This is a genomic window from Kitasatospora misakiensis (assembly GCF_042656005.1).
Classification (GTDB): Bacteria; Actinomycetota; Actinomycetes; order Streptomycetales; family Streptomycetaceae; genus Kitasatospora; species Kitasatospora misakiensis.
In genome coordinates this window covers 1-24864 of sequence record NZ_JBHSOF010000079.1, presented here as the reverse complement: position 1 = coordinate 24864, position 24864 = coordinate 1, and the positions used below count along the sequence as shown (strand labels likewise).

20 protein-coding genes and 2 pseudogenes are annotated in these 24864 nt (G+C 74.7%); 13 read left to right on the top strand and 9 right to left on the bottom strand.

Annotated features, from left to right (window positions below; all coding sequences use genetic code 11):
* Positions 1-227, bottom strand: a pseudogene (locus tag ACFP3U_RS34645) (hypothetical protein); the annotation flags it as partial.
* A gap of 271 nt (positions 228-498) precedes the next feature.
* On the opposite strand from ACFP3U_RS34645, the gene ACFP3U_RS34640 reads away from it, so the two are divergent.
* From ACFP3U_RS34640 to ACFP3U_RS34625, 4 genes are all read left to right on the top strand, one after another.
* The gene (locus tag ACFP3U_RS34640) at positions 499-585 is read left to right on the top strand and encodes a putative leader peptide (protein WP_353612751.1); all 87 of its coding nucleotides are present in this window, start codon (positions 499-501) and stop codon (positions 583-585) included.
* A 176-nt stretch (positions 586-761) separates the two neighbouring features.
* Positions 762-1316, top strand: a complete 555-nt coding sequence (gene ssuE / locus ACFP3U_RS34635; RefSeq protein WP_380229738.1) for an NADPH-dependent FMN reductase — start codon at positions 762-764, stop codon at positions 1314-1316.
* A gap of 400 nt (positions 1317-1716) precedes the next feature.
* Complete coding sequence (locus ACFP3U_RS34630) at positions 1717-2505, top strand: ABC transporter ATP-binding protein (protein ID WP_380229737.1); 789 nt, start codon at positions 1717-1719, stop codon at positions 2503-2505.
* A 22-nt stretch (positions 2506-2527) separates the two neighbouring features.
* On the top strand, positions 2528-5089 hold the full coding sequence (locus ACFP3U_RS34625; RefSeq protein ID WP_380229736.1) for an ABC transporter permease: 2562 nt from the start codon (positions 2528-2530) through the stop codon (positions 5087-5089).
* 142 nt (positions 5090-5231) lie between these two features.
* Here the strand turns inward: ACFP3U_RS34625 and ACFP3U_RS34620 are convergent, their stop codons facing one another.
* Positions 5232-6971: an LCP family protein gene (locus tag ACFP3U_RS34620; protein ID WP_380229735.1), complete on the bottom strand. Its 1740-nt coding sequence runs from the start codon at positions 6969-6971 to the stop codon at positions 5232-5234.
* Positions 6972-7190: 219 nt separating this feature from the next.
* On the opposite strand from ACFP3U_RS34620, the gene ACFP3U_RS34615 reads away from it, so the two are divergent.
* Together ACFP3U_RS34615 and ACFP3U_RS34610 are read left to right on the top strand one after the other, a co-directional pair.
* Positions 7191-8231, top strand: coding sequence for a glycosyltransferase family 2 protein (locus tag ACFP3U_RS34615; RefSeq protein ID WP_380229734.1), 1041 nt, complete (start codon positions 7191-7193; stop codon positions 8229-8231).
* Between the two features lie 67 nt (positions 8232-8298).
* A complete protein-coding gene (locus ACFP3U_RS34610) occupies positions 8299-8952 on the top strand; it encodes an acyltransferase (protein WP_380229733.1) in 654 nt (217 codons plus the stop codon).
* A 24-nt stretch (positions 8953-8976) separates the two neighbouring features.
* Here the strand turns inward: ACFP3U_RS34610 and ACFP3U_RS34605 are convergent, their stop codons facing one another.
* The 3 genes from ACFP3U_RS34605 to ACFP3U_RS34595 all read right to left on the bottom strand — a co-directional run bounded on the left by ACFP3U_RS34605 (position 8977) and on the right by ACFP3U_RS34595 (position 12998).
* Positions 8977-10647: an LCP family protein gene (locus ACFP3U_RS34605; protein ID WP_380229732.1), complete on the bottom strand. Its 1671-nt coding sequence runs from the start codon at positions 10645-10647 to the stop codon at positions 8977-8979.
* Positions 10648-10862: 215 nt separating this feature from the next.
* On the bottom strand, positions 10863-12170 hold the full coding sequence (locus ACFP3U_RS34600; protein ID WP_380229731.1) for an LCP family protein: 1308 nt from the start codon (positions 12168-12170) through the stop codon (positions 10863-10865).
* Between the two features lie 36 nt (positions 12171-12206).
* Positions 12207-12998 (bottom strand): TIGR03089 family protein, encoded by a 792-nt coding sequence (locus ACFP3U_RS34595; protein ID WP_380229730.1) that lies wholly within the window; start codon positions 12996-12998, stop codon positions 12207-12209.
* A 104-nt stretch (positions 12999-13102) separates the two neighbouring features.
* Here ACFP3U_RS34595 and ACFP3U_RS34590 point away from each other — a divergent pair, with 104 nt between their 5' ends.
* A complete protein-coding gene (locus ACFP3U_RS34590) occupies positions 13103-14332 on the top strand; it encodes a peptidoglycan recognition protein family protein (protein WP_380229729.1) in 1230 nt (409 codons plus the stop codon).
* A 28-nt stretch (positions 14333-14360) separates the two neighbouring features.
* On the opposite strand, the gene ACFP3U_RS34585 is transcribed toward ACFP3U_RS34590, so the two are convergent.
* Positions 14361-14852 (bottom strand): SgcJ/EcaC family oxidoreductase, encoded by a 492-nt coding sequence (locus ACFP3U_RS34585; RefSeq protein WP_380229728.1) that lies wholly within the window; start codon positions 14850-14852, stop codon positions 14361-14363.
* A gap of 39 nt (positions 14853-14891) precedes the next feature.
* On the opposite strand from ACFP3U_RS34585, the gene ACFP3U_RS34580 reads away from it, so the two are divergent.
* Genes ACFP3U_RS34580 through ACFP3U_RS34570 form a run of 3 tightly spaced genes read left to right on the top strand, consistent with a single transcriptional unit; the run spans position 14892 to position 16469 of the window.
* Positions 14892-15881: a DNA-3-methyladenine glycosylase family protein gene (locus ACFP3U_RS34580; protein ID WP_380229727.1), complete on the top strand. Its 990-nt coding sequence runs from the start codon at positions 14892-14894 to the stop codon at positions 15879-15881.
* A 49-nt stretch (positions 15882-15930) separates the two neighbouring features.
* A complete protein-coding gene (locus ACFP3U_RS34575; RefSeq protein WP_380229726.1) occupies positions 15931-16203 on the top strand; it encodes a type II toxin-antitoxin system Phd/YefM family antitoxin in 273 nt (90 codons plus the stop codon).
* The gene (locus tag ACFP3U_RS34570; protein WP_045941562.1) at positions 16200-16469 is read left to right on the top strand and encodes a type II toxin-antitoxin system RelE family toxin; all 270 of its coding nucleotides are present in this window, start codon (positions 16200-16202) and stop codon (positions 16467-16469) included. Before ACFP3U_RS34575 ends, ACFP3U_RS34570 begins: the two co-directional genes overlap by 4 nt.
* 3 nt (positions 16470-16472) lie before the next feature.
* Here ACFP3U_RS34570 and ACFP3U_RS34565 read toward each other — a convergent pair whose 3' ends face one another.
* The 3 genes from ACFP3U_RS34565 to ACFP3U_RS34555 all read right to left on the bottom strand — a co-directional run bounded on the left by ACFP3U_RS34565 (position 16473) and on the right by ACFP3U_RS34555 (position 19297).
* Positions 16473-17765, bottom strand: coding sequence for a coenzyme F420-0:L-glutamate ligase (locus ACFP3U_RS34565; RefSeq protein ID WP_380229725.1), 1293 nt, complete (start codon positions 17763-17765; stop codon positions 16473-16475).
* A complete protein-coding gene (cofD, locus tag ACFP3U_RS34560; protein ID WP_380229724.1) occupies positions 17762-18721 on the bottom strand; it encodes a 2-phospho-L-lactate transferase in 960 nt (319 codons plus the stop codon). Before cofD ends, ACFP3U_RS34565 begins: the two co-directional genes overlap by 4 nt.
* A gap of 63 nt (positions 18722-18784) precedes the next feature.
* Positions 18785-19297, bottom strand: coding sequence for a cysteine dioxygenase (locus tag ACFP3U_RS34555; protein ID WP_380229740.1), 513 nt, complete (start codon positions 19295-19297; stop codon positions 18785-18787).
* A 770-nt stretch (positions 19298-20067) separates the two neighbouring features.
* Here ACFP3U_RS34555 and ACFP3U_RS34550 point away from each other — a divergent pair.
* The 3 genes and pseudogenes from ACFP3U_RS34550 to ACFP3U_RS34540 form a co-directional block, all read left to right on the top strand.
* Complete coding sequence (locus ACFP3U_RS34550) at positions 20068-20337, top strand: WhiB family transcriptional regulator (protein ID WP_030310813.1); 270 nt, start codon at positions 20068-20070, stop codon at positions 20335-20337.
* Positions 20338-20592: 255 nt separating this feature from the next.
* The gene (locus tag ACFP3U_RS34545; RefSeq protein WP_380229723.1) at positions 20593-24459 is read left to right on the top strand and encodes a glycosyltransferase family 2 protein; all 3867 of its coding nucleotides are present in this window, start codon (positions 20593-20595) and stop codon (positions 24457-24459) included.
* Positions 24460-24465: 6 nt separating this feature from the next.
* Positions 24466-24864: pseudogene (locus tag ACFP3U_RS34540) on the top strand (hypothetical protein); the annotation flags it as partial.

The following is a 24864-nucleotide window of genomic DNA, read 5'->3' as shown; positions in this document are numbered from 1 at the left end:
GGCCCGTACCCGGGCGGCTCCGGCGGCTGCGCCGGGGGCTGCCCCTGCGGCTCGGGCCGCCGGGGCGCGGGCGCGCCCGGCCCGCGCGGGTTCAGCGAGGCGGGCAGCGGCGGCTCGGCGGCCGTGCCGCCACCGCCGTGCCCGTACGCGGCGCCGCCGCCACCGTTGCCGCCGCCGTACGGGTTCCCGCCGCCGCCGCCCGGGCGGCCCTCCTGCCACGTGTTCATGTGGGAGAGGATGCCCGACGCGGGCGCCGGTGACTCCCCCCGGGGCCCCCACCAGGGCCCTTGTAGCAGTTTTGATGCACGCGCCGGATCGTTCCGCGGCAAGGTGCCGGACGGGCGCACGCCCGGTGTCCGGCCCGCCACTCGCGCCCCTCCCGTCCGCCCGGTCCCGCGCCCGTCCCGTCACCCGCCATACCGGCCGTCTCACCCTCCGTCTCACCTGGTGTTCGGTTCTCGGGACGATCCTTGACCGCCCGGAACGCACCGTGTTTGCATGACTGCCATGGATCAGCGATGGACCCTCACGCGTCGGCGGCACGTCGACCTGCAGCGTGTGTCCTGTTCGCTCTGTTGTGGCTGACGCTCGCCCGTCGAACCCCCACACCCCTCCTCTCCTGCCGTTCCGCCGCTGCCCGCGCAGCGCGCTCGCCGCTGCCCGCCACCGCCCGGCCCCTGACGGCCCGGCCGGCCGTGGGTCCGCGTCCGGTGCCCCGTGCTCTCGAAGCGGCGTCCCGCTTCCTCCCCCGAGGTGAATCCATGGCCACCGTCCTGTCCGTCTCCGGTTCCCCGTCCCCGACCTCCCGCACCACCCGCCTGCTGCGCCTGGTCGACGCGCGGCTGGAGGAGCGCGGCCACCGCGTCGTCCCCTTCGAGGTGCGCAGCCTGCCCGCGCACGCCCTGCTCTCCGGCGACGTGGGGCACCCGGAGCTGGCGGCCGCCCTGGAGCTGTTCGCCGAGGCCGACGGCGTGGTGATCGGCACCCCGGTCTACAAGGCCGCCTACTCGGGGCTGCTCAAGACCCTGCTGGACGTGCTGCCGCAGTACGCGCTGCGCGACAAGGCCGTCCTGCCGCTCGCCACCGGCGGCTCCACCGCGCACGTGCTGGCGGTGGACTACGCGCTGCGGCCGGTGCTCAGCTCGATGGGCGCCGACCACATCACCCAGGGCTGGTTCGTGCTCGACCGCCACATCACCGTCCGGGAGGACGGCAGCACCGTGGTCGAGCGCGAGACGGAGGTGCTGCTGCGGCCCGTGGTGGACGCCTTCGGGGCCGCCCTGGAGCGCCGCGCCGCCCCGGCCCTGGCCTCCTGACGCACCGTCAAGTCCGGCCGGAGGTCCCGGTCGGGACCCCCGGGCCCCGCCCCGCGGGCCGCCCGCGCACCGCCGCGGGCGCCGTCGGGCGGGGCCTCCGTACGGGGGGACCCTGACGGGGGCCCGGCCGACCCCTAGGGGGAGGGGCGGCCCACCCCGTACAACTCGGGTTGGGCCGCTTCCTCCCGTCGGATGACGAGGAGGAGGGCCTCCGACTCCTAACGTGGTTCACATCCCCGCCCGTCCGAGGCGGACCCGCTCCGGTCGGGTCCGGGTCCCCGGTTCACCGGGAGGGTGGGGCTGACTCCCGGTCGAGAACTATCCCCTGCGCGATGTCGCCGGACGGTGGGACGGACCAGGCTGGGGGGCAACGGGTGGGACCACTTCTTAGGAGACGACAGTGACGACGGCAGCAGCAGCCGTGTACGACCCCCAGCTTCCCGGCGGTGCCTCCGCCGTCGCCGCTTCGGCCCGCCAGGTGACCAAGTCGTACGGTTCCGGCGAGACCAGGGTCACCGCCCTGGACGCGGTCGACGTCGACATCCAGCGCGGCCGGTTCACCGCGATCATGGGTCCCTCGGGCTCCGGCAAGTCGACCCTGATGCACTGCCTGGCCGGTCTGGACACGGTAACCGAGGGGCGGATCTGGATCGGCGAGACCGAGATCACCGGTCTGAAGGACAAGCAGCTCACCAGGCTGCGGCGGGACAAGATCGGCTTCATCTTCCAGGCGTTCAACCTCCTCCCGACGCTGAACGCCCTGGAGAACATCACGCTGCCGATGGACATCGCGGGCCGCAAGCCCGACCAGGCCTGGCTGGACCGGGTGGTCGAGACGGTCGGCCTGTCCGGCCGGCTCAAGCACCGCCCGACCCAGCTCTCCGGCGGTCAGCAGCAGCGCGTCGCGGTGGCCCGGGCACTGGCCGCCCGTCCCGAGATCATCTTCGGCGACGAGCCCACCGGGAACCTCGACTCCCGCTCCGGCGCCGAGGTGCTCTCCTTCCTGCGCCGCAGTGTCGACGAGCTCGGCCAGACCATCGTCATGGTCACCCACGACCCGGTCGCCGCCGGCTACGCGGACCGCGTGCTCTTCCTCGCCGACGGTGTGATCGTCGACGAGATGCACGCCCCGACGGCCGACTCCGTCCTCGAACGCATGCGCCGTTTCGACGGCAAGCGCACCAGCTGAGCGGGCAGGGGCCAACAGGATCATGCTGCTCAAGACATCACTGCGGAGCTTCTTCGCCCACAAGGGGCGAATGGCGCTCTCCCTGGTCGCGGTCGTGCTGTCGGTCGCGTTCGTGTCCGGGACGCTGGTGTTCTCCAACACCGCGACCAGCACCTTCGACACGCTCTTCGCGTCGACCGCCTCCGACCTCTCGGTCGGGCCCGCCAAGCCGGAGCTCGGCGCCGACGACACCCGCGCGAAGACCCGGACCATACCCGTCGACAGCGTGCAGAAGGTCGCCGGTGTCCCCGGCGTGAAGTCGGCCGTCGGGCAGGTCACGGTGGAGAACGCCACCCTGGCGGACCCGGCGACCTTCAAGAAGGTCGGCCCGACCACCGGCGCCCCGACCATCGTCGGCAACTGGGTGGACACCCCGCGCAGCCCGGTCGAGATCACCTCCGGCCACGCACCGCAGGGCCCCGACCAGGTCGTCCTCGACGCCGACACCGCCAAGAAGGCCAAGCTCGGCCTGGGCGGCAAGCTGCGGGTGATCATCGACGACAACCACGACTTCACCATCGTCGGCATCGCCACCTTCAAGACCACCAACCCGGGCGCGGCGCTGGCCTTCCTGGACACCGCCACCGCGCAGAGCGTCCTGCTCGGGCAGAGCGCCTGGACGTCGGTCGAGGTGTTCGGCGACGGCAGCCGCTCCGACGATCAGCTCAAGTCCGACGCGACGGCCCGGCTCGGCGCCGGCTTCCAGGCGAAGACGGCCGCCGAGCAGAAGGCGGACGGCCAGAAGGACGTCGGCTCCTTCCTCGACTTCATGAAGTACGCGATGCTCGGCTTCGCCGGCGTCTCGCTGCTGGTCGGCGGCTTCCTGATCATCAACACCTTCTCGATGCTGGTCGCCCAGCGCACCCGGGAGATCGGCCTGCTGCGCGCCGTCGGCGGCAGCCGCAAGCAGGTCAACCGCTCGGTGCTGGTGGAGGCGCTGCTGCTCGGCCTGGTCGGCTCCACGCTCGGCATCGGCGTCGGCCTCGGCCTGGCGGTCGGCCTGATCCAGCTGATGAACGCGATCGGCATGCACCTCGACGCCTCCGACCTCAAGATCGGCGCGGACGTGTTCGTCGCCGGGTACGCGGTGGGCGTCGTGATCACCGTGCTCGCGGCCTGGATCCCGGCCCGCCGGGCCGGCCGGATCGCCCCGATCGCCGCACTGCGCGACCACGGCACCCCGGCCGAGGCCCGCTCCAACACCGTCCGGGCCGTCATCGGCCTGGCGCTGACGGCGGGCGGCGGCGGTCTGCTGGCGCTGGCCGCCAACGCCGAGAAGATGGCCACCGGCGGCCAGTACATCGGGCTCGGTGTGCTGCTCACCCTGGTTGGCTTCGTCGTACTCGGCCCGCTGCTGGCCACCACCGTGGTCCGGGTGCTCGGCGCGCTGCTGCCCACCCTGTTCGGCCCGTCCGGCAGGCTCGCCCAGCGCAACGCGATGCGCAACCCGCGCCGCACCGGCGCCACGGCCGCCGCGCTGATGATCGGACTGGCGCTGGTGATCGGCGCCTCGGTCTTCACCTCCTCGGTGATCAAGTCCACCAACGACCAGATCGACCGCTCGGTGGGCGCCGACTACATCATCAGGGCCGGTCAGAACGGGGTCTCCCCGGCGATCGTCGGCGCCGTGCGGCAGGTCCAGGGCTTGGACCACGTCACCGAGCAGAAGTCCATCGCGGCGTACTTCACCGCGCCGGACGGGAAGACCGAGGAGAACCGGATATCCGCCGTCACCGCGCGGTTCACCGAGGACTTCCGGCTGCCGGTCAAGGAGGGCGCTCCGGACTCCCTCAAGCAGGGCGCGGTGGCGATCGGCGAGGACTACGCCAAGGACCACGGCTTCAAGCTCGGCGACACGCTCAAGGTCGACTACGGCAACGGGCGGGTCCAGTCGCTGCCGGTCGGCGTCATCCTGGCCAAGGGCAACCAGTTCTTCGACGGCAACACCTTCGCCTCGCTCGACACCGTCACCAAGGCGGTGCCGGCCGCGGACCAGCCGGTGGACGACGTCCTGTTCGGCAAGGCGGCCGCCGGGGCGGACGTCGCCAGGACGCTCACCGGCCTGGAGGACGCGCTCAAGCAGTACCCGCAGGCCTCGGTCAGTGACCAGGCCGGCTACAAGGACCTCGTCCAGGAGAAGGTCAACACCCTGCTCTACATGATCTACGGCCTGCTCGGCCTGGCGATCGTGGTCGCGGTGCTGGGCGTCATCAACACCCTGGCGCTCTCGGTGGTCGAGCGGACCCGTGAGATCGGCCTGCTGCGGGCGATCGGGCTCTCCCGCCGCCAGCTGCGCCGGATGATCCGCCTGGAGTCGGTGGTGATCGCCCTGTTCGGCGCCGTCCTCGGCACCGTGCTCGGCCTCGCCTGGGGCGTCACCGGACAGCGGGTGCTGCGGACCCAGGGGCTGGAGACGCTGGCCGTCCCCACCACGACGATCGCCCTCACCCTGGTGGCCTCGGTGGTCATCGGCCTGCTGGCCGCGCTCGTGCCGGCCTTCCGGGCCGGGCGGATGAACGTCCTCGCGGCGATCGCGACGGACTGACCGGACGCGACCCCCGGATCGGGGGACCGGGGGTCGCGCCCGAGAACTCAGGACACAGCACAAGGACCGGGGGGACTGGGGGGACCGGGGGAGAGGGGCAGGGTGCCACGCGCACCCTGCCCCTCGCGTCGGTGCGGGCGGTTCAGGGACAGATGATGTCGCTGGCCCGTTCGGCCCCGGCCGTGGCCGACCCCTTCTCCGTGCCGGCCCCCTTCTCCGAGCCCGCCCCGTTCTCCGCACGGGCCTCCGCCGAGCCGGACGGCGCCGGCGGAGGCGGTGGCGGAGCGGGCACCGCGCCCGCCGACGCGGTCGGCCCGGTCGTCGGGCTGGCCGTCGGGCCAGGTGTCGCTCCCGCCGCCGGGTGGTCCCCGCCCGCGTACAACTGGAGGGTCGCCCCCAAGCCGGGCACCGGCGCCAGCTCGGCCGTCGGCACCGCGCCCGCCAGCGTCCGCGCCGACTCGGCCCAGCGCGGGTCGTACCGGATCACCGTCCGCCCGGCCGGCGTGCCGACCGGGGCGTTGGACGCGGCCCCGGTGGTCGCGAACCCGGCCCGGCGCAGTTCGGCGTCGACCCGGGCGCCGAGACCCACCACGCCCGCCGCGTTGAACACCTGGACGTGCACCTGCTCCGGAGCGACCGTGGGCGCGGCCGGGGCCGCCGGGGTTACCGGGGCCGCCGGGGCGGACCCGGACGGCACGGCCGCCACCGAGGCCGGAGCCGCCGAGGGCTCCGCCCCGCCCGCCCCGCCCGCCCCGCCCGCCGCCGACGCCCCGCCCGCCCCGCCCGCCGCCCCGCCGTCCCCGTCCGTCAACGGCCGCCCCTCCCGTACCGCGTCGAACAGCGCCCGCGCCCGCTCCCTGTCCCAGAGCACCGTCGAGCCCCAGCCCGCGACCGGATGGTCCACCGAGGCCAGCGGCACGGTGACGAAGTCGGTCCGGCCGGCCGTCAGCTCCTTCAGCCGGGCCGCCAGGGTGATCAGGTCGTCCGCCGAGAGCCCCTTGTCCGCCTTGACCGAGCCGAGCAGGCTGTCGGTCACCCGGGCCAGCCGGACCGGGTTGAGCAGGGTGCCGCCGCTGGTCACCTGGTGCAGCAGCTGCGCGACCAGCTTCTGCTGCCGGTGCATCCGCCCCAGGTCGGCGCTGCCGTCCACATGCCGGGCCCGTACGTACTTGAGCGCGCCGGCGCCGTCCAGGGTGCTGGTGCCGGGCGGCAGGTCGAGGCCCGAGTACTCGTCCTTGAGTGGTTTGGCGGTGCAGACCCGGACGCCGCCCACGGCGTCCACGGCGGAGACGAACCCGGCGAAGTCCACCTGGAGGTAGTGGTCGATCCGCAGCCCGGTGTTCTGCTCGACCGTGGCGACGGTCAGCTGCGGGCCGCCGAGTCCGTAGGCGGCGTTGATCTTGCCCTTGCCGGCCGGGACGGTCCTGCGGGTCGCCGGGTCCCGGTGGGCGGGGATGTCGACGTAGGAGTCCCGGGGGATGCTGATCACGCCGGCCCGGGAGCCGTCGCCGGAGAGCTGGACGATCATCATCGTGTCGGTGCAGTGGCAGGACTCGCCCCCGGCGTGCAGCACGGTCTTCAGCGTCTTCTCCGGGATGCCCTCGCGCTCGTCGGTGCCGACCACCAGGAAGGTGGTGGAGCCGTCGTCGGCCGGCCGCGCCCGGTCGTTGCTGAAGGCGTCGACCCGGTCGATCGATCCGAGGCCGTGCAGGACCGCCCAGCCGCCGCAGGAGGTGGCGAGGATGCTGAAGGCGATGCCCGCGGCCAGTCGGCGGGGCCAGACGCGACGCCGGTCGGGGAGGCCGCCGGACCGGTCGGACGGGGCACCGGCCGGGCCTCCGGGCGGGCCTCCGGGCGGGGCGGAGAGGGGGGAGACGGGCATCTCTCGGATGGTAGGGGCGCCCTCGGTCGGGCCGGGTGAGGGCGCGCCGTGGCCGGGGAGTACGGTGGGCCCCGACCGACGAAACGTTCCTCCGTGCGCTCTCCGGGCGGCGGCGAAGCGCTTCCAGGACGGTCCTTCGCACACCCCCTTCCCGCCCGGGCGGAGCCGCCCAGACCGGGACAAGACGACACCCCATCCGCACCGGTACGGTTGGCCCCGATGAACACCAAGGCTGCTGAGGAGCTGCCGGCGGTCTCTGTGATCATGCCGGTGCTCAACGAGGAACGACACCTGCGCACGGCCGTCCGGCACATCCTGGAACAGGACTACGCCGGGCCGATGGAGGTGGTGATCGCCCTCGGTCCGTCCACCGACCGCACCGCGCAGATCGCCGCCGAGCTCGTGGCCGAGGATCCGAGAGTCCGGACCGTGGAGAACCCCACCGGGCGCACTCCCGCGGGGCTGAACGCCGCCATCCGCGGCTCCAGCCATCCGATAGTGGTGCGCGTCGACGGCCACGGCCTGCTGACTCCCGGCTACATCACCACGGCCGTCCGGCTGCTCGGCGAGATGGAGGCCGCCAACGTCGGCGGCATCATGCACGCCGAGGGCGAGACCGAGTGGGAGCACGCGGTCGCCGCGGCGATGACCTCCAAGATCGGTGTCGGCAACGCCGCCTTCCACACCGGCGGCCTGGCCGGCCCGGCGGACACCGTCTACCTCGGGGTGTTCCGGCGCGAGGTGCTGGAGCGCCTCGGCGGCTACAACGAGGAGTTCGTCCGCGCCCAGGACTGGGAGCTCAACTACCGGATCCGCCAGGACGGCGGCCTGGTCTGGTTCACCCCCCAGCTGCGCGTCACCTACCGGCCCCGGCCCACCATCAAGGCGCTGGCCAAGCAGTACAAGGACTACGGCCGCTGGCGCCGGGTGGTCACCCGCTACCACCGGGGCTCGGTCAACCTGCGCTACCTCGCGCCCCCGACCGCCTTCCTCGGCGTCACGCTCGGACTGCTGCTCGGCGTGGCCGTCCACCCGGCCTTCCTGGCCCTCCCCGCCGTCTACCTGCTCGGCATCGCCGGCGGCGCGCTGGTCGAAGGACGCGGCCTGTCGCCCCGGGCGAAGGCGCTGCTCGCGGTGGCCTTCGCGACCATGCACCTCAGCTGGGGCTTCGGCTTCCTCACCTCACCCCGCTCGCTGGCCCGCAAGGTCATCGGCAGCCGCGCGCCGTCCAGCGCGGACGTGGTGGCCGAGCGCGGCTGAGGCACCATCCGGCCAATCCGGCGGACCCGCCCTCCCGTTCCCGTGCCCGGCGCTATCGTCGGGCGCCATGGGGACAGTTGAGGGCGGGTCCGCCGCCGTTTCCGGGGGCCCGGACGCCCGGGTCGAACCCACCGCCGACGTCGACGGGAGCGCCGTGCTCGGCGCCGGGACGACCGTCTGGCACCTCGCGCAGGTGCGCGAGGGCGCGGTGGTCGGCGCCGACTGCATCATCGGCCGCGGCGCCTACGTCGGCCCCGGCGTGCGGATCGGCGACCGGGTCAAGCTGCAGAACCACGCCCTGGTCTACGAGCCCGCGGTGCTGGAGGACGGCGTCTTCGTCGGCCCGGCCGCGGTGCTCACCAACGACCTCTACCCGCGCTCGGTGGACGTCGACGGCCGGCTCAAGCGCGGGGAGGACTGGCACGCCCGAGGGGTGACGCTCCGCCGGGGCTGCTCGATCGGCGGTCGGGCCGTCCTGGTCGCCGGGGTGACCGTGGGCCGCTGGGCGTTGGTCGCGGCCGGCGCGGTCGTGCACCGCGACGTCCCGGACTTCGCCCTGGTGGCCGGGGTCCCGGCCCGCCGGATCAAGTGGGTCGGCCGGGCCGGCGAACCGCTGCGGCCGGCCGGCGCGGACCGCTGGCGCTGCCCGCGCACCGGCGAGGAGTACCGGGAGCAGGACGGCCTGCTCGCGCCGGTCGAGCCCGCGGAAGGCGACGCCTGAGAGGCCTCCCTGGGGGCCGGCGGACTACTTCGCGCAGACGTCGGTGTCGTCGGCCTGGACCCGCTGGAGGTCCTTCGGCGCCTCGCTCGGCACCGCGCTCGGCGTCGCGGCGGCCGCTGCGGCCGCCGCCGGCGCGTCCTTGCCGAGCACCAGCACCAGCCCGTCCCGGGCGCCCAGCTTCGGGTCCGCCTTGGCGTCCTCGGCGGGCAGGCCCAGCGCGGCGGCCAGCGCCGTCGCCTCGGCGGCCTTCCCGGCCGGGTAGGAGATCGAGGTGGTCGCCGCGCCGGGGGCGTTGGCGGCGGTCGCGGCCTTGGCGTAGCCCTTCGCCCGGAGCTTGTCGACGGCCTGCTGCGCCTGCCCGGGCGTCCCGCTGCCGTTGCGCACCGTCACCCGCAGGTCCTTCGCCTCCGCCGCCGTCGCCGCCGTCGCGCCCGTCGCCGCCGGAGCGGACGGCGCGCTCTCCGGAGCCGCCGGAGCTGCCGGAGCCGACGCGGCCGGTGTCTCGGGAGCCGCGCCTCCCGCCGCCTCGGTCAGCGAGCGGTCGTTGCCGACCATGGAGAACAGCTCACCGGCGTCCGGCTGCTTGAGCACCAGCCGGTTCTCGTCCGTCGGGTCGTCCAGCACCGGCACGGTGGCGAAGGTGATGTTCTTGGTGTCGACCTTGCTGATGTCGAGCGCGAGGTCCTTCAGCTTGTCCACGCTGCCGATCCCGGAGTCGACGGTGAGCGCCTTGGTGGCGGCGTCCGCGAGCTTCCACAGCTTGGCCGGGTTGGTCAGCGTGTCGCTGCTCTTGATCGAGCGGATCATCGAGCTGATGAACTGCTGCTGCAGGGGTATCCGGGTGAGGTCGCCGCCCTGCCCGACGGCGTGCCGGGTACGGACGAAGGCGAGCGCCTCGTCGCCCTCGATGACGTGCCGGCCCTTGGTCATCTTCAGGTGCGAGTCCGGGTCGTTGATGTCCTTGGCCGCGCACACCTCGACGCCGCCGACGGCGGTGGAGAGCGTCTTCACGGCCTCGAAGTTGACCATCACGAAGTGGTCGATCCGGATCCCGGTGACCTTTTCGACGGTCTTCCAGGTGCAGCCCGGATCGCGGCCCTCCTGGCCGAGGCTGTTGTTGAACATCGTGCGCGCCGTACCGGGGACGGTCTTCCCGTCCGGGGTCTGGCACTCCGGGATGGGCACCATGAGGTCGCGCGGGATGCTGAGCACCGTCGCGTTGGAGCGGTCCTTGGCGATGTGGAACAGCAGGGTGGTGTCGGCGTGCCCGGCGCTGCCCTCGTCGCCGTACTCGCGGCCCAGGCCCTGCCGGCTGTCGGTGCCGATCACCAGGATGTTCAGGGCGTCGCCGGCCGGCTTGGGCCGCTCCGCCTCGCTGCCCAGCTGCACCTTGACGGCGGTGATGTTGTTGTTGAAGTGCTGGTACGCGTAGTACGCGCCGCCGCAGCCGGCCACCAGGACGAAGGCGGCGAGGCCGCCGGTCCACTTCAGCACCCGCCGCCGACGGGAGCGCCGCGCGGTACGGGCCCGGCGCAGCGCGGCCCGGCCGCCGGGGACCGCGGGCTCGGCCCCGGCCCCGGCCCCGGCCGGGTCGTGCTGCCGCTGGCTCGGGATGCCGGGGCCCGGGATGCCGGGGCCCGGTTCGGACGGCTGCCGGGCGGCGTCCGCTCCCGCCCCGTTGGTGTCCTGCTGCACGGGTGTCCCCTCCCTCCGACCGGTCCACGGTTCGGCGCGCGAATTGCGCGACCGACTCGGACACCCTAGACGAGCCGGATGAAGGAATTGTTCCGGATGTGATGTCCGCCATGTTTACCGGCGGCAATTCCGCAGGTGAAAGGGATGCCGGGAATTTCCGGGGAGAATCCTCCCAAGATCATGATCCGTGTACGGAACGGTGATCGGACGGGGGGTCAATGCACCGCGCAGGCATCCACGTCGGCGGTCCGCCCCTCGAAGGACGGCGCGGCGCTCGCACCCGGCGACGGCGACGCGCCCACGGCCCCCGAGCCGCCTCCGGAGGCGGCCCCCGAAGCAGCTCCCGCCGGGGCCGACGCCGCCGGCCGGGACCCCGCCGGGGCGGCCGACGGACTCGACCCCGGCGGGCGCACCTCCACCGGCCGGTCGTCCCGCAGCGCCGCGAACAACTGCGTGGTCTGCGGCTGCACGAACTCGTCCCGGTCCGAGTCGAACCGGTACGGCCGCCGCGGCGCCGTCAGGAAGGTCACGTCCGACGACGGGATCCCGCGCAGGTCCTGGGTCAGGTCGTACAGCGCGCCCAGCGAGGACAGCCCGCCGTCCGCCCGTACGGACGAGGTGGCCGCGTCCAGCACCGGCCACAGCTTGGTCGGGTTGAGCAGCACGCCCTGCGACTGCACCTTGCGGATCAGCGCCGCCAGGAACTGCTGCTGGCGCCCCATCCGCTGGGTGTCGCTGCCGTCCCCGAGGGTCTCCCGGGCCCGGACGTAGCCGAGCGCCTGCTCCCCGCGCAGGGTCTGCCGCCCGGCCGGCAGGTCCAGCTTGGCGTCCTTGTCGTGGATCGGCTGCGGGACGCACACCTCGACCCCGTCGACGGCGTCCACCATCCGCTTGAAGCCCGCGAAGTCGACGATCACGTAGTGGTCGATCCGGATGCCGGTGAGCTGCTCGACGGTCCGGATCGAGCAGGCCGGACCGCCGGTCTCGAAGGCCGCGTTGAACTGCATCAGCGCCGGCCGGCTGCGGCTCCCGTCCGGCTTCTCGCAGGCCGGGACGCTCACCATGACGTCGCGCGGGATGGAGACGGCGGTCGCGTGCCGCCGGTCCGCCGCCAGGTGGAGCAGGATCGTGGTGTCCGAGCGCTGGCCGCCGGCCGCGCCGTAGGTGGCGTTGGCGCCGGTCCGGTCGTCGCTGCCGATCAGCAGCAGGTTCTCGGCGCCCCGGGCCCCGGCGGTCCGGCTGGGGCGCTCGGCCTCCAGCCGGGCCAGCAGCTGGTCGGTGGTGGAGTCGGTGCGGATGTTGCCGTCGAGCTTGCGGTAGGCGACCCAGAGCAGCGTGCCGCAGCCGACCAGCAGGAAGGCGAGGACGCCGGCGGTGACGATCAGCCACCGCCGGCGGCGACGCCTGCGTCCGTCGGAGGGACCGGGGGTCTCCGGAGCTTCCGGGGCCTGCGCCTCGGCGTCGCCGGCCTTCCCGGTCGGGGGGTGTTCGATCGGGGGGTGCTCGGTGTCGTCCTCGGCCATGGCAGGGATCCCTACCCGCCCGGCCGGGGCCGGGGGTTACCCGAGGCGCAGTGTCACCCGTTCGGACTCCACCCGCTTCTCCCACTGCTCGGCGCCCAGGCCGTCCGAGTTGCGGCAGAGCACCACCGACGCGCCGGCGGCCAGCGGCGCCAGCAGCCCGGACTCCAGGCCGGACCAGTTGTCGTAGGACAGCGTGGAGAGCACCCGGTCGCCCGCTCCCAGGCCGAGCCGGGCGGCGCCCTCGCGGGCCAGCTGGACGGTCTGGTCCCCGGTCAGCTTCAGCGGCAGGCCGTCGATCGTGGTCTCCAGCGCCGGGGCGTCGGGGGTGACGGGGGAGTAGGGGGCGAACCGGTCGCCCTGGCCGGGCACCTCGGCCGCGTAGTCCAGGAAGCCGTCCGGACGCTGCGGGAACCGCCCGCCGAGCGGCCGCAGCGCGAGCGCGACCCGCTCGCCCTCGCAGGCCTGGGCGGCCTCCAGACCGTCCGGGCCGCTGACCACCAGCTCGGTGGTGGCCGGGTCGCCGGCCGGGACCGCCGTCACCCCGACCGACCAGCAGGCGAGCAGCCAGACGGCGCTCTGCCAGTGGGCCGGGAGGAGCAGCGCGGCGCGGTCGCCCGGACCGGCGTTGAGTTCGTCCTGGAGCAGGTTGGCGGTCTTGGCCACCCAGTTGTCGAAGGTCCTCGCGGACAGCTCCACGCGTTCGCCGGTGGCGTCGTCGTAGAAGGTGACCAGCGGGGCCGCGGGGTCGACCGAGGGAGTGCCACCTCGCAGGTAAGCGTGCAGCAGCTCGACGGGGGTGCGGGCATCGGCAGCGAAAGGCGAAGTCATGGTGCGCCCCAGCCTACGGCCTTCGGGTGGACGTCCGGGAGGGGTGGCGGAAGGGTCGCGGGGCGGTGTGGCGCCCGGGTCGAAATCCCGTGTACATCCGGTTTATGCGCATCTCTCACGGCATCTCCCACCGCGTCTCCCGCCCCGCCCGCCGCGGTCGCCCGCCCGCCGTCCTGCTCGCCGTCTGCGCGGCCGTCCTGACGCTCCCGCCGACGCCCGCCGGGGCCCGGGCCGTCGGTGTGCCGACGGACCGGGCCGTGTGGCGGAGCTCGGCGGGCGGCGGCTCCGTCACCTCGGTCCCGCTGGCCCGCACGCCGACCGGGGGAGGCGTCCTGCCGCCGCGCACCGTCCGGCGGTTCGACCTGCTCGGCGTCGGCTGGGACGGCCCGGCGCGGGCGCTCGCCGGGGGCACCGTCCGGGTCCGCACCCGGGACGCGGCCACCGGGGCGTGGAGCGGCTGGCGGGAGCTGGACGCCGACGGCGAGGACGGCCCGGACCCGGTCGCCGCCGGGCGCGGACCGCGCGGTGCCACCGCCCCGCTGTGGACCGGCCCGAGCGACGGTGTCGCCGTCGAGGTGACGCCCGGTCCGGCCGGGCCGCCGCCCGGACTGCGGGTCGAGCTGGTCGACCCGGGCGGCGGTGCCCGGTCCACCGGCCCGCGGACCCTGCCCGCCGAACCGGCCGATGGCCGGCGGATCGGGCACCAGGCCCCGCGCCCCGAGATCGTCACCCGGGCGGGCTGGGGCGCCGACGAGTCGATCCGCGAGCCCGACCTCGCCTACACCGGCCCGGTCCGGGTGGTCTTCGTCCACCACACCGCCACCGCCACCGCGTACGAGTGCGCCGACGCGCCGCGGCTGATCCGGGCGGTCTACCAGTACCACGTGCAGGGCAACGGCTGGCGGGACCTCGGCTACAACTTCCTGGTCGACCGCTGCGGCACCGTCTACGAGGGCCGGGCCGGCGGCACCGACCTGCCGGTGCACGGCGCGCACACGCTGGGCTTCAACACCGACTCGGCGGGGGTCGCGGCGATCGGCACCTATGTGACGGACCAGCCGCCGCCCGCCCTGCTGACCGGCGTCACCCGGATCGCGGCCTGGAAGCTCGGCCTCACCGACCAGGACGCGGGCGGGAGCACCACGCTGGTCTCCAGCTCCGACGGCAGCCGCTACCCGGCGGGCACCGCGGCGACCTTCCAGGCCGTCTCCGGCCACCGCGACGCCTTCAACACCGAGTGCCCGGGCACCGTCCTGTACGCCCGGCTGCCCGAGCTGCGTGCCGAAGCGGCCCTGCTCCAGGGCCGCGGAGCCCCTGATCCCCTGACCCCGTGACCCCCTGACCCCGTGATCAGCGGGCGCGCTACCGCGGACCGGGCCCGCGCCCGATCAGCTCCCGCAGCTCGGCCGTCAGCGCCCGCGTGAGGTCCGGCCGCTGGTCGTACCGGGCCGGGGTGGTCTGCATCAGCGCGATCCGCCAGCCGGCGCCCGCGTCGACCGCGATCACCGTGTGCAGCGCGTTCAGCGCGGGGTCGAGGTCCTCCGCGTCGTCCGGCACCAGACCGGCCACCGCGTCCAGCTGCGCCACCCGGGAGCTCAGCGCCCGCACCCGCCGGACCTTGGCGACGTACTCGGGCGTCGGGTGGTCGGCGAAGATCCGCCCGAGCTCGGCGGCCATCACGGACCGGCCGCCGTGCCGGCTCCCGTCGAAGCCGATCAGCTCGCCGTCCACCGCGAACGGCCCGGCGAAGGCCGCGCCGTCCCGCAGGTTCCACCCCTCCAACACCCGGTGGTAGAGGGACCGCACGGCACTCACGTCACCGGCGGACAGCTCCGCCACCCGCGTATCGTTCATATCCCCATGGTCGGCGGACGGCGGAGGAGGTGCACGGCGGTGAGCGGGACGGCGACGGGCGGCAGCGCGCGCCCGAACCTGCCTGCCCCGCGGAGCACCGGCCCGAGGAGCACCTCCGCCGGAGCCGTCCGCCGCTGGCGCCCCGGCTTCCCGCTGGACGTGGCCCGCACCCTGCTGCCGCTGCGCCGCGGCCCGGCCGACCCGGCCTACCGGAGCACCGCCGACGGCGCGGTCTGGCGGGCCGCCCGCACCCCGGACGGCGTCGGCACCCTCCGGGTGCTCGCCCGGCCGTCCGAGGGCGTGGTGGAGGCGGCCGCCTGGGGCCCCGGCGCGCCATGGCTGCTGGACCGGCTGCCCGGCCTGCTCGGCGCCCAGGACGATCCGGCGGGCCTGGTCCTGCCCGCCGGCCCGCTGCGCGAGGCCCAGCGCGACGCGGCGGGCGTGCGGCTGACCAGGACCGGCCTGGTCATGGACTCCCTGGTGCCGGCGATCCTGGAGCAGAAGGTCACCACCGGCGAGGCGTACCGGTCCTGGCGCACCCTGCTGCGCGCCTTCGGCACCCCGGCGCCCGGCCCGGCCGAGGGCATGCGGGTGACGCCGTCGGCCCGCGAGTGGGCCCAGGTGCCGAGCTGGGACTGGCACCGCGCGGGCGTCGATCCGAAGCGCTCCGCGACGGTGCTGCGCGCCGTCCGGCTGGCCCCCCGGCTGGAGGAGGCCTCCACGATGGACCACGAGGCGTCCTTCGCCCGCCTCACCGCAGTCCCGGGCGTCGGCGTCTGGACGGCCGCCGAGACCCTGCAGCGCAGCAACGGGGACGCCGACGCCGTCTCGGTCGGCGACTTCCACCTGCCCAACACCGTCGGCTGGGCCCTGGCCGGCCGCGTCCGCAGCGACGACGCCCAGATGCTGGCCCTCCTGGCCCCCTACCGCCCCCACCGCCACCGCCTCTGCCGCCTGATCCTCGCCACCGGCACCCACGCCCCCCGCTTCGGCCCCCGCCTCACCCCCAACGACCACCGCCGCCGCTGACCGAGGAAAGAGCCCACCTTGTGTACACCCCCAGGTGTACGCTCGAGGTATGGCCGAATCGCTGAGCATCCGTGAAGCCCGAGCCCATCTCGCCGAGGTCGTGACCAAGGCGGAGTCGGGCGAGATCACTGTGATCACCCGCAAGGGTGAGCGGGTCGGCGCGGTGGTGCCGATCGAGATCCTGGACGCGATCGAGGAAGCGGCGGACGAGCTGGCCGCGCGGGAGGCCGAGCTCCACCGCGACGACCCGACGGTCAGCATGGCGGAGCTCCTGGCCGATCTGTTCGACGCGCCGCCGGACTCGGCCGGGAGTACCGCGTGAAGTACGCCTTCCGGTTCACCACGCACGCCCAGCGCCAGCTCAGGTCGATCGGCCAGGTCGAGGCCATGCGGATCCTCAGCGCGCTGACGGCCCTCGGCGACGATCCCTTCGCCGAGGGCCTCGGCGTGAAGAAGCTGACCGGGCACGACGGCCTCTACCGGCTGCGGGTCGGGGCCTACCGGGTGGTGTACGAGGTGCGGGGAGGCGAGATGGTCGTCCTCGTGGTCAACGTGGGCAACCGACGGGACGTCTACCGCCGCCTCTGACTCCTACCGCACCTCGATGAAGGCCTCCGCCGTGCGCTCCGGGCGGGTCCGGGGCGGCTCGTCGGGGCGGCCGACGGCGACGGCGCCCATCGGGTCCCAGTGCTCCGGGAGGTCCAGGACGGCGCGGACGGTGTCGCGGCAGAACATCGTCGACGACACCCAGGCCGAGCCGTAGCCCTCGCCGGCCAGGGTGACCAGGAGGTTCTGCACGGCTGCGCCGATCGCGACGGTGAACATCTCGCGCTCGGCCGCGGCGCGGCGCCCGTCGGGGTAGTCGTGCGAGCCGTCCATCACCAGGCACGGGACGACCAGGTACGGCGCGGCGCGCAGCACGTCGCCGCGGGCGGTGCGGCGGGCGATCTTCGCCTCGTCCCAGCCGTCCAGCTCGGCGAGGTCGCGGCGCCAGGCGGCGAGCATCGCGTCGAGCAGCCTGGTCCGCACCTCGGGGGTCTCCAGCAGGACGAACCGCCACGGCGTGGTGTGGTGCGGCGCGGGCGCGGTGGCCGCGGCGGCGACGGCGCGCCGGACGGCGGCCGGGTCGACCGGCTCGGCGGTGAACGCGCGGATGGTGCGCCGCTGGGTGACGGCCTGCCGGATCGCCTCGGAGGTGCCGAGCCGGAACATGTCGTCGGTGGCGGGCCGGATCAGCGGCCGGACGCCCTCGCCGTCCTCGGCGGTGACCAGGTGGCCGAGGCCGCGGACCACGGCGACCGGGGTGCCGGTGGTCTTGCCCTTCACCAGGTCGGCGGCGGCGGCCAGTTCGTCGGCGGTGGCGGTGACGGTCTGGGCCAGCTCGTTGCCGTGCGAGTCGGCGCGGCCGCGGTGGTCCTCCAGGACGGGCAGCCCGGCGGCGCCGATGGCGACGTCGGTGAGGCCGTTGCGCCAGGGCCGGCCGAAGGTGTCGGTGACGAGGACGGCGAGCCGGCGCCCGGTGAGCTGCTGGAGCCGGGCGCGCAGCGCGCGGGCCGAGGCGTCCGGGTCCTCGGGCAGCAGTAGGACGGTGCCGGGGGCGGTGTTCGAGGCGTCGACCCCGGCGGCGGCCATGACCAGGCCGTTGCGGTTCTCGACGATCCGGATCGGGCCGCGCCGGGCGATCAGCCGGACGGTCTCCGCGTCGATCGCGGCCTCCCGGTCGGCGGCCCGCAGCACCCGGCCCTCGGCCTTGCTGACCACCTTGGAGGTGACCAGCAGGATGTCGCCGTCCTCGTAGGCGGCGGCCTTGGCGATCAGCCCGGCGAGGTCGGTGTCGGCGTCGATCTCGGGCAGCCCGGTGACCGGGAGGACCTGCAGGCTCATGCGCGCACCTGCTCGGCGAGCGCCAGCGCGGCCCGGGCCATCTCGGCGGTGGCGGGGACGTCGGTCATCAGCAGCGGTACGGCCCGGCAGGCGATCCCGCCGGCCTCGACGGCGGCCACGGCCGCCTCGTCCGCCGTGTCCACCAGCCAGCCGTCGATCAGTTCGGAGCCGTAGTTCAGCGCGACGGCCTCGGCCGTGGCCGCCACGCCGACGGCGGCGAGCACCTTGTCGGCCATGCCGCGCACCGGCGCGCCGCCGATGATCGGGGAGAGCCCGACGACCGGGGCGGAGGCGGCGGCGACCGCGGCCCGGATGCCCGGCACGGCGAGGATGGTGCCGATCGAGACGACCGGGTTGGACGGCGGGAAGAGGATGACGTCGGCGGCGGCGATCGCCTCCAGCACGCCGGGCGCCGGCTTGGCGGTGTCCGCGCCGACCGGCACGATCGCCTCGGCGTCGACGGCGGCGTGCAGCTTGACCCAGTACTCCTGGAAGTGGATGGCCCGGGAGCCCTGCTCGTCGGTGATCCGCACGTGGGTCTCGACCCGGTCGTCGCTCATCGGCAGCAGCCGCACCCCGGGCCGCCAGCGCACGCAGAGCGCCTCGGTGACCTGGCTGAGGGTGTAGCCGGCGGTGAGCATCTGGCTGCGGACGAGGTGGGTGGCGAAGTCGCGGTCGCCGAGCCCGAACCACTCGGGCCCGACGCCGTACTCCTTCATCTCGGCCTTGATGGACCAGGTCTCGTCGGTCCGGCCCCAGCCCTGTTCCTCGTGGATGCCGCCGCCGAGGGTGTACATGACGGTGTCGAGGTCGGGGCAGACCTTGAGCCCGAAGAGGTGGATGTCGTCACCGGTGTTGCCGATGACGGTGATCTCGTCCTCGGGACCGATGGCCTCCCGGAGTCCGCGCAGGAAACGCGCTCCGCCGATCCCGCCTGCCAGTGCCACGATGCGCATGCGCCCATCCTGCCACGCGTGGACGGGTCGTCAGCCCGATCCTCGACTACCGCGCCCGGTGCCTCAGTGGGCCTCGGCGGACGTCTGCGGGGACGTCTGGGGGTGCTGCTCGGGGGCGGCGGCGCCGCCGTACTGGTTCATCTCGGTCAGGCCGGGGCTGTAGAGGTGGATGGAGACGGCCGGCTCCAGCGAGCCGTTGACCACCTCGTGCAGGTACCCGGAGGAGAAGACCCGCTGCCCGCCGGGGCGCAGCGCGCGCGAGCCTTCCCCGGCGTGTGTGAGGGAGCGCTCGACGAGTTCGCCGCGGACCACGGTCATCACGCCGGAGGAGGTGCCGTGGTCGTGGAAGCCGCTGCTCTGGCCGGGCAGCCAGCTGAGCAGCCAGACCTCGTAGCCGGGGCCGGTCTCCAGCCGGGCGTACCAGCGGGTGAGCGCGTCGTACCGGACGAGCGGCTCCCAGCGGGTCCGGTCGGCGGCGATCTCGCGGACCAGCCGGGCGTACTCGGCGACGGTGCCGGGGTGCGCGGGCAGGTCGGTGCGGGCGAGGTGCGGGAAGGCCAGCGGGTCGCCGGCGATGGAGACGTCGCTGAGGCCGTCGGCCCACGGGTGGCCGCCGGGGCGGGCGGTCGGGGCGGGGGTGCCGGGGCGGGTGGTGGCCCGGAGGTGGCTGTGGCGGGCGAGCTTGCTGCGGTCGCGGTTCCGCTTGCGGATGCGGATCAGTCGCACGGGAGTCGTCCTCGGATGGCTGGTTCGTCAGGGGATCAGCCGGATCCGGGATGTCCTGGGGCGGGACTCGCGGGCGGCCTCTGTGCTTCCTGGGCGGCGCGCGGCGGGACGGCGGGCGCCTAGATACAGCGGAAGGAACAGAGGCGACAACAGGAGTTCACGGCACGGCGGAGCGCGGAACCGCTCCGGGGGCTGGCGAACTCTGACATAGGGAAAAGGACAACGCATCCGCAGGGGTGGTGTCAACTCGGAGAGAGCGGACATTCGGGTGAGATCGGTCATGAACTACCCGATGGGGTGATAAATCACCCTCTATGTTTCGATGGGAAGATCGCCGGGAAGGGAGGGCGATGACCGGCCTGTGGCGGTGACTGCACGTCACCCGGCCCCCGGTTGTGAATGGTTCATCGACCTTCGAGGCAATCAGGCTAAAGGTCGGATGTGTCCGTTTATGTACACTATTCGTAACAGCTTGGTGCCGGGGAGTGAATCCTGGCCCCAATACCAGAGCTCGGCTTGACTGGGCCAGAGTGACGCAACTGTAATTTCACTCGTGTCGTCGGCCGCACGAGGCAACGGCAACCACGGGGACGCCAATAGGGGCAGAGGAGGCGCGCCACATGAGCGAGCTCTTTGAGCTGTTGATCGGTGACGGCATCGAGGAGGAGGAGGAACTCGGCTGGCAGGAGCGCGCACTCTGCGCCCAGACCGACCCCGAGTCCTTCTTCCCGGAGAAGGGCGGCTCCACCCGCGAGGCCAAGAAGGTCTGCCTCGCCTGCGAGGTCCGCTCCGAGTGCCTGGAGTACGCGCTCGCCAATGACGAGCGCTTCGGTATCTGGGGCGGCCTCTCCGAGCGCGAGCGCCGCCGACTCAAGAAGAGCGCCGTCTGACCGGGGTGGCCGCATCCCCCCGGTCCGCCGGCCCCCGGTCCGCCGGCCGCCGATCCGCCGGCCCCGGAGCCTCGACCGGCCGGCCGGCCCGCGCGCAGAGCCCGCGACCGAGCGCCTCACCCCCTGTGGTGAGGCGCTTTCGCGTTCCCGGGCGGACACCGTGGACGGAGCCGTCACCCGGAGCCGTTAGTGTGGTGCGCCATCCGGTTGCCGTTCACCGGCTGTGTCCACCGAGAACTGGGGCCCGCGCACTCGATGACCGTCTACAGCCACCAGAGCGGCTTCTCCGCCGGCAGGCCGCCCGCGTATCCGCGCCACCTGGTCACCGCCGTGATCGTCTCGCACGACGGCGCCCGCTGGCTGCCCCAGGCCCTCGCCGGCCTGCTCGGCCAGGACCGCCAGGTCCAGCGCGTCCTCGCCGTCGACACCGGCTCCACCGACGACTCCGCGCGCCTGCTCGCCGACACCCTGGCCGACTGGCTCCCGGAGAGCGGCCCGACCGTCCTCGGCCGCCGGGCCGGCTTCGGCACCGCCGTCGCCGAGGCCGTCTTCAACAGCCCGCCGCTGCGCGCCGAGGACCTGCCCTACCGGCTCGACCCCTCCGGCTACGACCCGGTCACCGGCGGCTGGGACGACTTCGGCGACCCGCTCGGCGAGGAGGACGACCTCGGCCGCGGCGGCCCCCGGGAGACCCAGCCCGTCGAATGGCTCTGGCTGCTGCACGACGACTGCGAACCGCAGACCGACGCGCTGCGCCGCCTGCTCCAGGTCGCCGACTCCACCCCCAGCGCCGCCGTCGTCGGCCCCAAGCTGCGCAGCTGGTACCACCGCCGGCAGCTGCTGGAGGTCGGCGTCAGTATCGCCCGCTCCGGCCGCCGCTGGACCGGGCTCGACCGGCGCGAGCAGGACCAGGGCCAGCACGACCAGGTCCGCCCGGTGCTCGCCGTCTCCACCGCCGGCATGCTGGTGCGCCGCGACGTCTTCGAGCAGCTCGGCGGCTTCGACAAGGCGCTGCCGCTGATGCGCGACGACACCGACTTCTGCTGGCGGGTCAACGCCGCCGGCCACCGCGTCGTGGTCGCCCCGGACGCCGTGCTCCGGCACGCCGAGGCCGCCAGCCGCGAGCGCCGCGCCATCGACTGCGGCCCGGCCCACCCGCACCGGGTGGACAAGGCCGGCGCCGTCTTCACCCTGCTCGCCAACTCCAAGGGCGCGCTCTTCCCCTACGTCCTGCTCCGGCTGGTGCTCGGCACCCTGCTGCGGGTGGCCGCCAACCTGCTCGGCAAGGACCCCAAGCAGGCCTTCGACGAACTCGCCGGCCTCGGCCACGAACTCGTCCGGCTGCCGAGGCTGCTGGCCGCCCGCAAACGCCGCGGCCGCACCCGCTCCGCCGACGCGCTCGACGACCGCACGCTCTTCCCCGCACCCGGCGCCACCGCCCGGCTCGCCGTCGAGGGCGTCATCGGCTCGCTCGGCATAGGGGGCGGCGACGACGCCGGCTCCGGCCGGCACGGCTCGGTCGAGGCCGGCCCGGGCGACGAGGACGCCGAGGACCTCGTCGTCGAGCAGTTCGCGCTGCTCAAGAAGCTCGTCCGGCGCCCGGCCCCGGTGCTGTTCGCCGCCCTGCTGGTGTTCGCCCTGGTCGCCTGCCGCGGCCTGCTCGGCGGCGACGACCTGTTCGGCGGCGCCCTGCTGCCCGCCACCGACGGCGCGGCCGGGCTCTGGTCGATGTACGCCGACGCCTGGCACCCCGTCGGCACCGGCTCCACCGCCGCCGCACCGCCCTACCTCGCGGTGCTGTCGATCCTCTCCTGGCTGCTGTTCGACCACGCCGACCTCGCGGTCACCCTGCTGGTCGTGCTCGCCGTCCCGCTCTCCGCCGTCAGCGCCTACCTGGTCTCCCGGCCGCTGATCGACTCCAAGCTGGTCCGCGCCTGGGCCAGCGCCACCTACGCGCTGCTGCCCGCCGCCACCGGCGCGCTCGCCCAGGGCCGGATCGGCACCGCCGTCCTGGCCGTGCTGCTGCCGCCGCTGGCCCGCGCCGCCGCGATCACCGCCGGTCTCGGCATCCGCCAGGAGAGCGCCGCCAAGGGGGCCCGCCCCGGCTGGCGCTCCGCCTGGACGACCGTCCTGCTGCTCACCCTGGCCACCGCCTTCGTCCCGCTGGTCTGGGCGCTGGCCGTGCCGCTCTGCCTGGCCGTGCTGGTCGCGGCCGTGGTCCGCGGCGGCGCCTTCGGCTCCGGCGGCACCGCCCTGCGGCTGCTCGGCCTGCGCGTCCTGGTGATCCTCGCGGTGCCGGTCGGGGTGCTCGCGCCCTGGTCGCTCCAGGTGCTCTCGCACCCGCAGCGGCTGCTGCTGGAGGCCGGCCTGCCCGGCCTGCACGGCTCCGGTCCGACCGCGGCCGGGCTGCTGCTGGTCAACCCGGGCGGCGCCGGGGTGCCGCCGATCTGGCTCTCCGCCGGTGTGGTGCTCGCCGCGCTCGCCGCCCTGCTGCGCGCCGACCGCCGCCGCGCCGTGCTCGCCGCCTGGGGCGCCGCCGGCGCCGGACTGCTCTTCGCGGTCGCGGTGGCCGGCACCTCGGTGACCCCCGCCTCCGGTGGCCCGGCCGTGCCCGCGTGGTCCGGCCCGGCCACCCTGCTGGCCGGGGTCGCCCTGCTGGCCGCCGCCGCGATCGGCGCCGACGGCGCCAACGCCCGGGTGGCCGGCATCGCCTTCGGCTGGCGCCAGCCGGTCGCCGCGCTGGTGGTGGCCGCCGCCGTGCTCGCCCCGCTGGGCACCGGCCTCTGGTGGGCCGTCACCGGCGCCGACGGTCCGCTGCACCGCGGCCGCGGCGCCCAGGTGCCCGCGTTCATCGCCGAGCAGGCCGGCACCACCGACCGCTCCCGCACCCTGGTCGTCACCGGCGACCCGAAGGGCGGATCGGTCGCCTACACCGTGGTCCGCGGCGCCGGTCTGACCCTCGGCCAGGCCGAGTCCACCGTCGACCCGGCCACCGGCACCACGGCCGGCCTGGACCGGACCGTCGGCAGCCTGCTGGCCGGCTCCGGCGCGGACCAGGCGGGCGCGCTCTCCCGCTACGGCATCGCCTACGTACTGGTCGACCAGCCGCTGATCGGCGTCTTCAAGGACGTCCTGGACACCACGCCCGGCCTGGTCAAGGCCAACCAGGACGACGGCGCCGCGCTCTGGCAGGTCGACGGCACCCCCGCGACCCGCGCCCTGATCACCGCCCCGGGCACCGTCCCGGTGGTGGTCCCGGCCGGCCCCCGCGACCTCGACACCACCCTGCCGGCCGGCGCCGAGGGCCGGGTGCTGCGGCTCGCCGAGTCCGCCGCCCCCGAGTGGCAGGCCACCCTGAACGGCACCGCCCTGGAGCCGGTCACCGTCGACGGCTGGACCCAGGGCTTCAAGCTCCCGGCGGGCGGCGGCAAGCTGCTCGTCACCCGCGAGGGCAGCCTGCTGCACACCGGCTGGATCTGGGTCCAGCTGCTGCTCGGCCTGACCGTGCTGGTGCTGGCCCTGCCCGGCCGGCGCAGCCACAAGGACGACGACCTGCCCGAGGAGGTGGTCGCCGCCGCCGAGCTGGCCGCCGCCGCCCAGGCGCAGGCCCCGGCCCCCGGCAGCCGCCGGGCCCGCCGGATGGCCGAGCGGGGCGAGGGCGCCGAGAGCGAACTCCCGGAGCCCGCCGACCCGGACGCCGGGGTGTACGAGGGACGGCCAGGCGCGATCCCGCCCCAGCCCGTCGGCGAGCCGTCGGCCGGCGCGGTCCTGGCGGCCGCCGCCGCGCAGGAGGCCGAGCCGTACACCGACCCGTACCAGACGTACCAGCAGGCCGACCCGTACAGCTACGACCCGTACGCCCAGCAGCCGGTCGGCCAGGGGTACGGCGGCGGCCAGGGGTACGGCGGCCAGGACGGCTACCAGCAGCAGGGCTACCAGGCCTACCCGGCCGAGCAGCAGTACGGCTACGACCCGTACCAGCAGCAGGCCGAGCAGCAGCCCTGGGTGCCGGGGCAGCAGGCCGAGCCCTACTACGAACAGCCGGACCCGAACGACCCGCACGACCCGAACGGTCCCCACGGCCCGGGCCGGTACCCGCACCACCACGGATCGGGGAGCTGACCCGCGATGAAGAAGCCCGCCTTCAGCAGGAAGAAGTCCGGCGCCCCGGACACCGCCCACGGGGCCGGGGAGACCGGCGGCTTCGACGGCGCCCCCGCCGTCGAGGCCCCGGCGGCCCCGCGCGGCTCCGGCGCCGCCCGCACCACCCGGTCGCTGCTGGCCGCCGCGGTGGTCCTGGCGGCGGTGTTCGGCATCGCCGAGCTCCGCAAGCCCGCCGCCCCGGCGGCCACCGACCGGGCCACCGCCACCTCGGCGCAGGTCGAGCGCACCGCCGCGGTCTGCCCGCAGCCGCTCCAGGGGCTCACCGGCTCCACCACGCTCACCGCGTACACCCCGCCGGGTACCGGCGACGCGGCCGGCGGCGCCGGCTGGATCTCCGACGCCGCCCCGCCCGCCGCCCCGCCC